General features: G+C 42.3%; 7 protein-coding genes and 1 pseudogene. 5 read left to right on the plus strand and 3 right to left on the minus strand.

Annotated features, from left to right (window positions below; genetic code table 11):
* Positions 1 to 232: 232 nt before the first annotated feature.
* Positions 233 to 1,603: a Gfo/Idh/MocA family protein gene (locus tag DWW23_RS25720; RefSeq protein ID WP_229801135.1), complete on the minus strand. Its 1,371-nt coding sequence runs from the start codon at positions 1,601 to 1,603 to the stop codon at positions 233 to 235.
* A gap of 288 nt (positions 1,604 to 1,891) precedes the next feature.
* On the opposite strand from DWW23_RS25720, the pseudogene DWW23_RS25725 reads away from it, so the two are divergent.
* The 5 genes and pseudogenes from DWW23_RS25725 to DWW23_RS25745 all read left to right on the plus strand — a co-directional run bounded on the left by DWW23_RS25725 (position 1,892) and on the right by DWW23_RS25745 (position 10,560).
* Positions 1,892 to 3,945 (plus strand): annotated as a pseudogene (locus tag DWW23_RS25725) (alpha-L-fucosidase).
* 631 nt (positions 3,946 to 4,576) lie between these two features.
* The gene (locus tag DWW23_RS25730; protein WP_122357321.1) at positions 4,577 to 7,789 is read left to right on the plus strand and encodes a SusC/RagA family TonB-linked outer membrane protein; all 3,213 of its coding nucleotides are present in this window, start codon (positions 4,577 to 4,579) and stop codon (positions 7,787 to 7,789) included.
* A gap of 19 nt (positions 7,790 to 7,808) precedes the next feature.
* Complete coding sequence (locus DWW23_RS25735) at positions 7,809 to 9,320, plus strand: SusD/RagB family nutrient-binding outer membrane lipoprotein (RefSeq protein WP_122357322.1); 1,512 nt, start codon at positions 7,809 to 7,811, stop codon at positions 9,318 to 9,320.
* A 21-nt stretch (positions 9,321 to 9,341) separates the two neighbouring features.
* On the plus strand, positions 9,342 to 10,046 hold the full coding sequence (locus DWW23_RS25740; RefSeq protein ID WP_009860786.1) for a BT_2262 family domain-containing protein: 705 nt from the start codon (positions 9,342 to 9,344) through the stop codon (positions 10,044 to 10,046).
* A gap of 13 nt (positions 10,047 to 10,059) precedes the next feature.
* Complete coding sequence (locus tag DWW23_RS25745; protein WP_122357323.1) at positions 10,060 to 10,560, plus strand: lipid-binding protein; 501 nt, start codon at positions 10,060 to 10,062, stop codon at positions 10,558 to 10,560.
* Positions 10,561 to 10,720: 160 nt separating this feature from the next.
* Here DWW23_RS25745 and DWW23_RS25750 read toward each other — a convergent pair whose 3' ends face one another.
* Both DWW23_RS25750 and DWW23_RS25755 read right to left on the minus strand, forming a co-directional pair.
* On the minus strand, positions 10,721 to 13,078 hold the full coding sequence (locus tag DWW23_RS25750; RefSeq protein WP_122357324.1) for an ABC transporter permease: 2,358 nt from the start codon (positions 13,076 to 13,078) through the stop codon (positions 10,721 to 10,723).
* Positions 13,079 to 13,218: 140 nt separating this feature from the next.
* Positions 13,219 to 14,061 carry a LytTR family DNA-binding domain-containing protein gene (locus tag DWW23_RS25755; protein WP_122357325.1) on the minus strand — a complete coding sequence of 281 codons (843 nt, stop codon included), beginning with the start codon at positions 14,059 to 14,061 and terminating at the stop codon, positions 13,219 to 13,221.
* Positions 14,062 to 14,080: the final 19 nt, after the last annotated feature.

The raw sequence follows: 14,080 nt of genomic DNA on the forward strand, positions 1-14,080 counted from the left end.
ATATGTGTTCTTTGCGTTTGATATATATCAAACGAATACTTTATACTGTAGCAAAGCTGAGTTCGATACAAGTCTTAATGATTTTGAATCAGAAGTTTTGACCTTTACTGAAAGTAGTTTACAGATAAACATATTGACATCAGGCATCTTTTACAGAAATATCAAAATAAAAACTCCAAATCCCTGTATTCAAGAATTTGGAGTTTCATCATTAAAAATTCATTTGTTCCATTTACATTACCGGAGCATCCGGAGCCTTACCCGGCTTTGGAGCTTCCCCTTCTTTATAGAAAGGTAACGGCCCCATCTTATATTCTTCCGGCCCATAATAAAGTGTCGATGCCATAATCTCATCCCAGGAAATCGGTTTTCCGGTGTAAGCAGCCTCACGTCCGAGAATTGCGATCTGCGTTGAATAAGCCAACGCTTCCGCCTGATTTATCTTTTTATCTAAACGAATCGATTCAACCAGGTGAACATGTTCCTGGTCATACGGATTTTTCACAGGCTTATTTTTATAATCATATTCCCAAAGCGTATTTCCATTATAATCGACAAGCTTGATCTCTCCTCTGTCGTTCAACAAAGCAACACCCTTGGTGCCATATACCTGCTCGGAAACATTTCCGTCGCAACCGTCGATCTGACGAGCAGTTGCTAACATGCGTTTGTTATTATTATAATAGTAGTCCACACTAAAGAAATCATAAATATCCCCCGTCAAACGTTGCGCACGGCCGCCAAAACCTACCGCACGAACAGGACGATCTTCCATGAACCAGGTAACAACATCTATGTTATGGATAGCCTGATCCAGCAGATGGTCACCACTTAACCATTTAATGTTAAACCAGTTACGAATACAATATTCCATATCGCTCCATTCCGGACGTTTCCGTTTATTCCACCAGGCACCCTGATCCCAATGTGCTGAAGATGATACGACATCGCCTATCAATCCATTTTTCACTTGAACATAAGCCTCCCAATAGTCCTTACGATGCCGACGCTGATTACCCGTAACAACAGTCAAACCTTTGGAAGTAGCCACCTTTGCTGCAGCAATCACCGTACGTATACCTGTAGGATCGACAGCACAAGGTTTTTCCATAAAAATATGCTTGCCTGCTTCAACGGCGGCTTTAAACTGTTCCGGACGAAAATGCGTAGGAGTACACAGCAGAACGACATCTATATCATTCATTGCCAAGACTTTTTTATACGCATCAAATCCTAAGAAACAGTTGGCATCAGGAACCTCATTTTTAAACTGTTCTGATAGTACTTTCCGGCAGGTAGCCATTCTATCCGGGAACAGATCGGCCAGCGCTATAATAGATACATTCGGTCCGGATTTAAGAAACTGAGTAGCCGCTCCGGTACCACGGTCGCCACAACCAACCAACGCAGCTTTTAAAGGTTTTCCATCAGGAGCCACTTCTACGAAAGAGAACATTCCCAATTCTTCCGGAGAATAATTCTTCGCAGCCGCACCTGCACCTTGTTTTTCTTGCGTACATGAAGTCATTACAGCCGACGACATACCTAATGGTATTCCGGCACCCAGCAGTGCTGTGTTTGTTAAGAAATCTCTTCTTTTCATGGTATTTATTATAAATAATATAGTTATTAGACGCCCAAATATATGAATTCATTATCAACAAAGCAAACTTAAAACACATTTTATACATCACATTATTAAGCAGATAGATATATTTTACATGTATTTAATACAATAAGGTAAATAATATTGTACTAAATACGCCAAGTATCCTATCATACAGCTTTTGTCCTGTTATACAATAACTAAAAATATCAAAACAGACAGAAAAAACACCTGCGAAGCATATTTTTCGTACCTTTGAAGCATAAACAATAACATAAACGAACGATGAAAAGCACAAATTATCTTTTCCTCCTCGGACTAGGGCTTACAACTTTGATCTCCTGCAAAGAGGTAAACGCTCCCGATCCGGTTTATCCTATTCCCACGCCGGAACAGGTAGAATGGCACAAAATGGAAACTTATGCCTTTGTCCATTTTGGTTTGAACACATTTAACGATCTAAATGGGGATATGGAAATACCCCTGCTTCGACCTTCAATCCTACTGATCTGGATTGCGAACAATGGGTCCGCACGATCCAGGCTGCGGGCTTAAAAGGAGTGATTCTCACAGCCAAACACCATGACGGTTTTTGTCTGTGGCAGACTGCTACAACAGAATACAGTGTGAAAAACTCTCCCTGGGAAGGCGGAAAAGGAGATATGGTAAAGGAACTGTCCGATGCTTGTCATAAACACGGACTGAAATTCGGTATCTATCTTTCCCCCTGGGATCGTAACAGCGAAAACTATGGGCAACCGGGGTATGTAGATAAGTTCCATGCCCAATTACATGAACTGGTATGTAACTATGGCCCGTTATTCGAATACTGGTTTGACGGCGCAAACGGTGGCAACGGTTGGTATGGCGGTGCAAATGAAACCCGTTCTATCGACCCGAATACTTATTATAAATACGAACAGGCTGTCGACACAATCAAAAAATATAATCCATCGGTCATGATCTTCGGAGGAACCGAACCTACCATTCGCTGGATCGGAAACGAAGAAGGCTGGGCCGGTGATACACAATGGAGTATGTTTACGAAGAAAGACGGTATACATTACCGTCAGAGCCAATGGGGACTGGAAGATGGCGACCAATGGCTAGGTGGCGAATGCGACGTATCTATCCGCCCGGGTTGGTTCTACCATGCACGCGAAGATCACCAGGTAAAATCATTGTCACATCTGGTCGATCTGTATTACCGCAGTGTCGGACATAATGCGAACTTCCTGTTGAATTTCCCTGTCGCACTGAATGGAAAGATCAGTCCGACAGATTCCATCCGCGCTGTCGAATGGTATCAGACTATACAAAACGATCTTAAAAACAACTTACTGGAGAATGCTTCCGTAAAAGCCAGCAATTCCCGGGGTGGCCAGTTCAAAGCGAATAAAGTCAATGACGGGGATTGGGATTCTTACTGGGCTACAGAAGATGGCGTCACAAATGCAACACTAACCTTTACATTCGATAAACCAACGGATGTAAATCGTCTGATGATCCAGGAATATATACCTCTGGGACAGCGCGTAAAAGCATTTACCATCGAAACGGAAAAAGACGGACAATGGACACCGGTCGAAGCTGCCGACTCAACGACTACCGTCGGCTACAAACGTATTGTCCGCTTCCAGACTGTCAATACCGATAAAATACGCATCAACTTCCTGGATGCACGTGGCCCGTTATGTATTAATAATGTAGAAGCTTTTCTTGCTCCGGCTCTGTTGACAGAACCAGCAATCAGTCGTGACCTGAAAAATATCGTTACCATCCGGGTGGAAGATAAAAATTCAGAAATTCACTATACAACCGACGGTTCGGAACCAACAAAGGACTCTCCCCGTTATACCGAACCGTTCGCCTTTACTCAAAAAGGCACGATCAAGGCTATTTCATACGACCGTACATTTGACAAGGCCAGTCCGGTATCTGTAAAAGAGCTGGATATTCCGGCTTCCGACTACACGGTTGTCTACCCGAAGGATGAAAAAACAATTGTCATGTTCGACGGTAACGGATATACCACTTTCTATCTGCCGAAAGGAAAGCAGGAAGTGGAAATACAACTGGCTAACGAAATGCCGATATCCGGATTCCGGTATGTTCCCAATCAGGGACGCGATGCAGGAGGACATATTTCTAATTATCAACTATTTGTTAATAATAAGAAAGTGGCTGAAGGCGAATTCTCTAATATCAAACATAATCCGATAGAGCAGGAAATCCGTTTCCCGGCCGTAAAAGGAGATAAGATACGGTTCGTAGCAACACGGATTGTCGATAACCAGCCGCAAGCTGGGATTGGAGAATTTTCAGTAATTACTGAATAAAACCGGTATTACAAAATCAATACGATTCAAATAAAAAAGAGTGTCGGACATATACGTTTCGACACTCTTTTCTTATATATACCACAATGACATTTTATTCAGGACAGCTTTTCTTTGATAAACACAATCTTACTTAGTTCTTGGAGAACTATGTCCATTTGGACTATCTTTATAGTTATAACAGAAACTGTTTTATAAAAATATCTTAGACTTAGGACGATAAACTTATTGGTGCTTGTTGTCGTTTTTTTTTGAGTTATTAGAAAACGTCGGCAAGTTATATAAAAATATTACAACTACAACTTTTTTTTACATAAAAATTCCAACAATACTAAATATTAAGTAGTGAGAGTCACCGAAAACGAACCAATGAAAGCTACTTCTTCACACCTTTTAAATGATAATTAACATCAAGCCCGCATGTTATAACAAATTTCCCCTTTGCCCCACCTGCAAAGAGCATGATACTCAACAAACTAAATTTCAAAGTAAGGGCACAATTCCTACTATTTAGAACAAGATCATTAAACCTTCCTTATGACCAACAGACATAGTTCTCCAAGGACTCAGATATACCTTATTTAACCTTAGTGAAAATTGTAGTTATATTATATAATTTAATGTGTGTGAAATGAAAAAGTTAACTTTTACTTTACTGTGCCTTGTGATCTGCATGTGTACAGTAGTGGCTCAAAATGTGAAGGTGACAGGTACTGTTACCGCCGCAGATGACGGTCTACCGATTATTGGAGCATCAGTTCTTGTTAAAGGGACAATGATTGGTACAGTAACGGATGCCGAAGGTCGTTTCTCTTTGGATGTACCACCCGAGGGAAAAATTTTACAAATTTCGTATGTCGGTATGAACACGCAGGAAGTAGCTGTAAAGCCAGTTATTAAAGTGCTCCTGCAGTCAGACACCCAGAATTTGGAGGAAGTTGTCGTTACGGCAATGGGGATTACCCGCTCCGAAAAGACCCTGGGATATTCAGCAACGACCGTTAAGGCTGATGAAATTATCAGCTCACGTACGACCAATGTAGCCGATGCCCTTTCCGGTAAGGTAGCCGGATTATCGGTAAGCTCCACCTCTTCCGACCCAGGTTCGGTTAGTAACATTGTAATCCGTGGTTTCAGTTCTATCAACGGAAGTAATCAACCACTTTATGTAGTTGACGGTGTACCTTTACAGAATAATATGGTTTCCGGTGATGGCAAGAACGTAGCAACCGGAGGTATTTCAAGTGTGGCTTCTGAAGATATCGCTTCGATGACTGTATTAAAAGGTGCTGCTGCAACCGCCCTGTATGGTAGCCGTGCCGCTAACGGTGTGATCGTGATTACCACGAAATCAGGAAAGAAAGGCGACGGACGGAATTTCTCGATCAGCTACAGCGGCAATGTACAGGCTCGTATGGTCTCTTTCCTGCCGGAAATGCAGAACTCGTTCGGACAGGGATGGAACGGTGCACAGACATATATTGAGAATGGTTCCTGGGGTCCTCGCTTGGACGGATCAATGCAGGTGTATGGCCCGATTTGGAATAATCAGCAATTGATTCATGAATACAGTGCAAAAGAAAATAATGTAAAGGATTTCTTTGATCCGGGTTGGTCGCAGAACCATACAATTTCCTTGAGCGGTGTTTCTTCCGACACCAAGATGGATTATTATCTGTCTTATTCTTTTACGAAAGATGATGGTATCATGCCGAAAGATTATGATACATACGAACGTAATACGGTAGCTTTCCGTGGCGGCTATGAAGCGACAGACTGGTTGAAAGTGTCTTCTTCCCTTAATTTTGCACGCAGCCAGACAGATGCAGTCGGCAGTTTCCAAGGTACATCCGTAATCGACGGCGTGTTTGAGTTACCTCGCGACATCTCTATCGTGGACATGAAAGATACCAGTTCACCGTTCAATACGCCGGAAGCTTACTTTACTCCTTACGGCATCACCAACCCCTACTGGTCATTGGAAAACAATTACAACCATACGGCTTCGAAGCAAATTTACGGTAAAGTGCAGGTGGATGTCACTCCGATCAAAGAGTTGAAACTGTCCTATCGTATGGGCTTCGACTATACGGACTATGACCGTAAGGTAGGTGCTCCGCAAATTAAGCTGGACGACGCGCTGATTGACGAAGACTATGGATATGCTCCTTCCAACATGAACCAAAGTGGACATGTATATACCCGCTATGGCCGTCATTACGAATTGAATCACGATTTCCTGGCTAATTATTCTAAACGCTTCCTGGATAACAAGCTGGATGTGAGCGTAAATGCCGGTGTAAACATGAACGAACGCGGATATACGCGCACGACCGGCCAGACCGATGACTTGTCGTTCTATTCCGGATTCTGGGATCTGAGTAACGGTTCTACGAAAACAACATTGTCGGAAAGTCAGAATAAACGCCGTTTGGTTGGTCTCTTCGGAGATGTAACCCTTGGTTGGGACGATATGATTTACCTGAACCTGACCGCACGTAACGACTGGTCGTCTACATTGCCTATCGACAACAACAGTTTCTTCTATCCGGGTGCCACATTGAGTTGGATCTTTACCCGCCTAATCCCGGAAAATGAAATTCTTACTTTCGGAAAGGCTCGTTTGGCATATGGTAAGACCGGTAACGATGCAGATCCTTACCAGACAGGTCTGACTTATATACAAGGTACGGCAAATGGTTATTATGGCCTTGACATATCCAAGTTCCCGATGAACGGAGTGAATGCCTTTATAGCTTCTAATACAAAAGGCAGCAACACATTGCGTCCGGAAATGACATCAGAATTTGAAGTCGGCATGAACTTACAATTCTTCAACGGACGTTTCGGGATCGATGCAGCCTATTACAACCGTAAAACGAAAGACCAGATCTTTACTCTTCCGACTGATCCGTCAACAGGTTTCAGCTATATGGTAACCAACTTCGGTGAAGTCAGCAACAAAGGTATCGAATTAGTTATCAACACCACTCCGATACAGATTAAAGATTTTCGTTGGGATTTGAGTTTCAACTTCTCTAAAAACAACAACAAGGTACTTTCATTACCAGAAAGCCTGGAAGGCGGAAAAGTATCCATCTATGACTTCTCTGCCGGTAACGATGCGATTTATATGTATGCCGAAGAAGGTAAGCCAATGGGACAGTTCTATACTTACTTACCGAAGAAAACGGCAGACGGAAAGCCGATTGTAGACTCAAACGGTTATCCTATTTTAGGAACAACGGTCGAAGATACCGGCAAAAACATGAATCACGACTGGACAGGCGGAATCAATACAGCTTTTACCTATAAAGATTTCACATTGAGCGCAGCTTTGGATATTCGTAGCGGTGGTTATATGTTCTCACGTACGAAGAACCTGATGCAATTTACAGGTAACGGTGTAGTTACAACTTACAACGACCGCCGTCCGTTCATTATCCCCAATTCAGTCGTTGATAATGGCGATGGCAATTATACCGAAAACACCACCCCGATTTATCTGGGCAACGGCAGCTATCAAACCTATTTCAATGATTACGGATATGGAGATGGCGGAGAAGCTTATCTGCTCGATCGTTCATTCGTTAAATTGCGTAACATCAGCCTGACCTGGAATGTTCCGAGACAGTGGGTACGCAAGATGTCATTGAGCAATTTGGCCATTACGGCATTTTGTAATAATGTATTTACCTGGACCGCATCAGATAACCGCTACGTAGATCCGGAATCAACAACCGTATCACAGTCTTCTTATGGTGACCTGGCAACACAATTCGGTGAACTGTATACCAACCCGTCTTGCCGTATATTCGGATGCAACCTGAGTGTTAAATTCTAAAACGAGGAGAAAATAAAATATGAAAAAGATATTATTGGCATCTGCACTGCTTTTGGGTGTAAGCTTCACTTCTTGCAACAGCTATTTGGATATCAACACGGATCCCAATTCGCCAGCCGAGGAGAACATTGAGACTTCCATGTTAATGCCTGCCATCGAAATGAACACGGCTTCAAGCTATGGTAATTTTTTGCGCATCGCCGGAGGTTTCCACGCCCAGCAGTACGCGCACTTATTCGGAACAAGCAACTATTTGGACTATTCAAAGTTCAATATGTCGGCTACCCGCAGTAGCGGAACCTATACGCAATTCAATCAAAAAGCATTACAGAACCTGAAGACATTACTAACCAAGTCCGCAGAGCAGGAAGACTGGGGAACCTATCTGGCTGGAACGGTTTTGCGCGCGTTTGTTTACGAGGCTTTGGTTGATTGTTATGGCGAAGTGCCTTATACAGAAGCACTGGATTTAGAAAACTTTCCGACTCCTAAATATGATGAAGGACAGGTGGTTTATGAAGGAGTGATTGCAGAAATCAATGAGGCACTGGAAAAGGTTTCGGCATCGAATATTGTATGCACCAACTTCCTTTTCCCGTCTTCAACGGCCGACAAATGGATCAAGTTCGCCAATGCATTGAAGTTGAGGATGCTGATGCGTATATCCGGTGTGAAAGACGTACAATCAGAAGTGGCTGCTTTATTGGCAGAAAACAACTTCCCAACCACCGACGTTTCTTATAAAGGATGTTGGAAGAACGAACCAGGGCAGATGAACCCGTTCTATTCGGAAGAATTTGCTACGACCTGGGGATCTACGCAAACCAATATCGCTGCCAACCTGGCGATCATCGGTACGATGCAAGTAAAGAACAGCGAAGGCGCTATCGAATATGAAGATCCTCGTTTGGCTGCTTTCTTTCAAAAAAACAAAAGCAATGAATATATCGGCGGTATTTCAGGAACCAACTATCCGAAGTCTACCAGTAAATTGCAGGATTGGTGCCGTCCGGTGGCCACATTCGATATGCCGGTTTACCTGATCACCGTATCAGAAGTTGAATTCTTCAAGGCTGAATATTATGCACGTTATGGATCTGCAGCCGATGCCGCCACTCATTATGCGGCCGCCATCGAGGCTTCTTTTGCTTCTGCTAACGTAAGTGGAGCTGCCGACTATGTAGCCCGTTATCCGTTCGATGCTTCCAATTATAAAAAGAGTATCGGTATCGCAAAATGGGTCGCTCTTTCCGGTGTCAACCCGTTCGAAGCCTGGTGTGAGATGCGTCGTTTGGATTACCCCACATTCGGTACAGCCAAAGGTAGCGACTTTTATACCGAAGGCGATCAGGAATCATACAATACATCCAAATATATTCCCGGTACGTTGTACACGCCGATTCAGGTATTTGGCGAAGTGGGTGCAAATAAATTGCTGGAACGTTATCCGTATGCAGAAAGTTCTTCTTCCCGTAATGAGAACACACCGGCATTCCCGGGATATACGTCACCGGTGTTCTGGGGTAAATAATTTAATTTAAAAGAGAGAATTATGAAAAAAGTAATTTATAGTTTATTGCTTTTTTGCGGTCTTTTCGGTTTATGGGGCTGCGAGAAAACGACAGAAGGTCTGACTAAAGTGACCTATTATGTGAACTTTGAACTGAATGGTGATGATCCCATGCTGGTACCGGTGGGCAGTACATTCTCTGATCCCGGTGTTGTTGCCATGGAGGGAGAAGAAGACGTGACCGCTTCGGTAACTGTCAATAGTGATGTGAAAGCGGATCAAATCGGTCTATATTCCGTATCTTATTCAGCTACGAATGCGGATGGATTCTCCAGTTCGGTTAAACGCACGGTGGTTGTTTATGATCCGGAAGTCACAACAGATGCTTCCGGTGATTATACGGTAGACTCAAGCGTCAGTTATCGAAATATGAATGGTCAACAAGCTCCATTCAAAGGAGATTTCAGTGTATCTGTTACTTTGGTAGCACCAGGCATATTTGCCGTATCCGATTTTCTGGGAGGTTGGTATGACCAAGGAGCCGCTTACGGTGCAGCTTATGCCATGAAAGGCTATTTCAAACTGAATGCAGACAATACGATCGAACCGCTCAGTAGTTTGCTTGCTGGTTGGGGCGACTCCATGGACAGCATGAAAGAGGGGAAATATGACCCGGAAACAGGACAGATTTCCTGGTATATCGACTATGCGGGAACGATGACATTCTATGTAATAATGAACAAATAAACGGATAGAAATTATGAATAAACATATTATTTGGCTATTTACCCTGCTGGTATTCGTATTGGCAGGTTGCGAAAAAGACGAAATAGGCAACACAGCAACCGAAGCACTTGCCGGTGAATGGAAAGTGACGGTAGATGCGGTAGATGAAGGAGGTAATGTCATTGCCGAAGATTTCAACGGAATTGGGCATATCCTGATGAATACCTATAACACGGCAGCAAATACACCCACTGAAATGTATGTAGACGATATAGGCCACTTTTGGGAATATAAAGTACGGGTTAAATCGGATGTCAATGCGTTGACATTTGCGACTAATGGTACTGCTCCCAATGAAGCCTACGAATGTGATGTGACGATTGACGGCGGTAAGATCTTATTAGGAGCTGCTACGACACCTCACGGAACACCGGCGGACAGTATTGTCTATTATATCTCATTCAGCGACGATGAACCCGGTATGAGGTATAAAGTTTCCGGATATCGCTATTCAGGACTTGCCGTTGACGATTAATATATAAGAACTATTTATAAAACATAACACGTTAACCAAAAATCTTGCTAGACACACTCGACCGGAGTTAGTAGTGATACCAGCTCCGGTCTTTATTATACATAATATCAAATTAGTCTAATGTAATTATTTATACTTCGATACCAATTCAAAGGTGATTTTATTCAGACTTGATCACTTCCGACGGGTTCAACCGTGAAATCAACCAAATACGATATGCGACAGTTATAAATACAATTGCTGCAGTAAGAAATAGAATACCCAGCCACATAAAAGGATAATTCAACCACTGTGGAGAGATGATCATCTCCGATTTTATCAGAGAATGCAGAAACAAATAGACGATCGCCAGCGAGGGAATAGCCGCAACCAGCAGTAAGCGAATATACAATTTTCCGAATAAAAGAGCGATCACCCGCGGACCGGCACCATTGATCTTCCGTATGGCTACTTCTTTTTGACGGCTACGCGTATCGAGTGTAATAGCTGAGTAGATTCCCAAAACAGTTATGATCAAGCTAATCACAGACAACAATGTAAACAGATCACTCATCAACTCCGCTCCCCCATTATACCGGAAACGCTCTTCCTGTTTAGTAGTCAGCTCGAAAGGAATAGATTCCGGCAGCCAATTACGAACAATGTGGAGTACTTCTTTTCGAATATTCTGTTCCTGACCGGACGTACATTTTATATAAACGACCCTGTAATCCGTTTTTTCCGGTATTGACAGGAGTGTAAAACGATGATATTGATGTGCCTTTGCTATTTGTTCCCTGTTGTACAACGGTTCAAAAGGTAATTGTTCATACACGCCGGTGATCTGAAACACCTGGTCGCCCAACAATACAGACGAAGGATTCTCCTCCCCTTCTTTCTCCAATTCCCAGATAAGCGAACGCGATACAACTATTTCAGTAGGAGCCTGCGGCATTCTTCCTTCTATCCTCAGGTTCATAAATTCCGGATAGTTGTCACTGACAAAATACTGTATTCCGTGTATATTCTCATCTTTCTTAGTCTTGTAATCGGGATACCGGCCAATATTATCCAACAAAATATCCTCTACACCGGCAAGTGTACGGATATGGGAAACAATTTCCTCTCCATGTCCCTGCAATTGAGGTTCCCAAAGTTCCATTTTCCAAATACGGGAACATTCCTCTTCGGTCAGCGTATTATTTCTCTTTTCATTTACAAGCCGATATACATGTCCTAATCCAATTGCACCAGCCATAAAGAGAAAACAGATGAACAATTGCACCCCTAACATAAAATTACGTACACCGTGCTTTTGGGATTTCCCTCCTTTCACCCCTTCAGACAGGGAAAGACGTTTGATACGGAAAATAGCCCAGGCCGCTATCAGCAAACAGATAACAAATAAGATACACAAGTATTCTAATTCTTGCCGGATAAGAACAGAAAGATCAATAATCTCACTTTCGTTTAAAACCGCTTTATTAGCAATATATTGGTAATAAACAGGAATAAGCCATTCAACCATGACAAAACTAACAAATGCCGACGCAATAAAAAGAATGGCAATCTCACTGAAAAGAAGATAAAACAATCCCACCGAATCAGAGCCCAGACATTTTCGTAAACTCAGCTCCCGCGTTCGGTTGTAAAACGACTGGATACAGAATTTAAGAAAATTAATCATGGCTGCTATCAATACCAAAGCCCCAATCAATGGAATGAAAAGAATTGCCCCTAAATTATCTGGTTTATATAATTCTTCCTTAAAGGTCATAACACTCAAATAGTTCTCATTTTCATTACCAAATGCTGCTATTTGCTTTTTTAATCGTTGATTCACAACGGCACTTGGCACATCTTTATTAAGCAATGCAACCACATTCAAGTATTTCCGTTCCGGGTTAATCATAGCTGTTTCAGGAAAATAAAGATCGCTCTTTTCCCGTGCACCATCCGGCAGGTCACAAATTACGGCACTTATTGTGGAATACTGTATAGCAGAAGTATCGGTATCTGCCCGACTGAAATAAAGCGTTTTGCCAATAGGATCTTCCTTTCCGAACATCTTCCGGGCAGATGATTCACTAACCCAGACTTCCCCCGGTTTCAAAACAGGAGTTAACCCTTCAAGGGTTTGCATACCGAAAATAAAAGGAAAATCTTTCGTGATATTCTGAAAACTACACTGGAAAGGCTCTTCCTGCTGAGCAGCTTTACAAATAGTAATATTAGCCCTTCCGTAACCGTATGAATAGGCTATTTTCTCCATTCCGGCTACCGGATTGCTCATCAATAGCTGTAATTCTTTCCCGGGAATATAGGGGTCGTCGTAGTTATTTTTTGCCGATTTCACATACATGTTCGCTATCCTGTCGCTATTGCTCCAACCGATAAACTGATTATTGCTTCTCCTTATATAATAAGAAGTCATACTGAAACATAGTAGTCCGATCGCAATGCCAATGATGGAAAGCAAATATTGAACTTTGTTTTTAAGTATTTGCCGGATAGCAATCTTTAAATAGTGCTTTATCATAATACAATATCTTTTGTTTTCATACAACAAAAGTTATGCCACCGACATAACAATCTGAATAACTGAATATTACAGATATCACTCTCTATTAAAACTGTGTGGTTCCGCACGAACAACGTTCTTATTCGCACAAAATAGGATCATGAGGAATAGGTCATAAACCAATGCGTAACTTTCTCGCTATATGTCTTCGAGATCGGGATATCCGGGACCATTTCCACACCCAATTCAAGATAAACGCCGTCTTTTTCACGACGGATCACTTTTACCTGGTCGAAATTGACCATGTAAGAACGATGACAACGCAAGACATTCGTTTCTGCCAGACTCTCTTCGATCGCCTTCAACGAATTGCGAAGCATGAACTTCGTCAACACACCTTTATTCAGATACCAGATACAGACATAATTATCTGCAGATTCTATATATAAAAGATTCGTCCGCTTCACTGATAAACGCAACTCATGTTTCTCATCATAAAAAGAGAAGACAGACAATTTGTTCGCAGCTTCTGCCCTGTCCTCCTCCAACAACCTCAATTGCCGCTCTTTCTCCTGATAAGAAAAATAAAGATGCAAAGCCGAATAAGGTAATAATAGAACCAGACTTGTATTGATCGCCGATTCTTTGAATACACTTAAATATTCACGTTCCGGATTTAACACCAATGTATAGATCGTATAAAACAGAGACATAAAAAATATCTCCAGAATAATCCATAACGAATATCCTCCGACCGATATATCATGCTTCCTACCCCAATAATACATAACGATCCGGCTGATCACCACTACCAATACGCCGGTAAGGATTATCAGGCTGGAGAACACAAAAAACTTAAATTCCGAAACCGGATACCAATTGGATGAGCTGAACGGCTTATAAATATTGATAAACACCAAAGCGAAAAGTGCTGTCAGCAGAACCAGGCGAACGATGTTCGACTTCTCATAAATATAAGCGGGTATTTTATGACCGAGCATTCCCATATCTTTTGCCTCT

The organism is Parabacteroides sp. AF14-59 (assembly GCF_003479515.1).
In the GTDB taxonomy this organism is placed as follows: domain Bacteria; phylum Bacteroidota; class Bacteroidia; order Bacteroidales; family Tannerellaceae; genus Parabacteroides; species Parabacteroides faecis.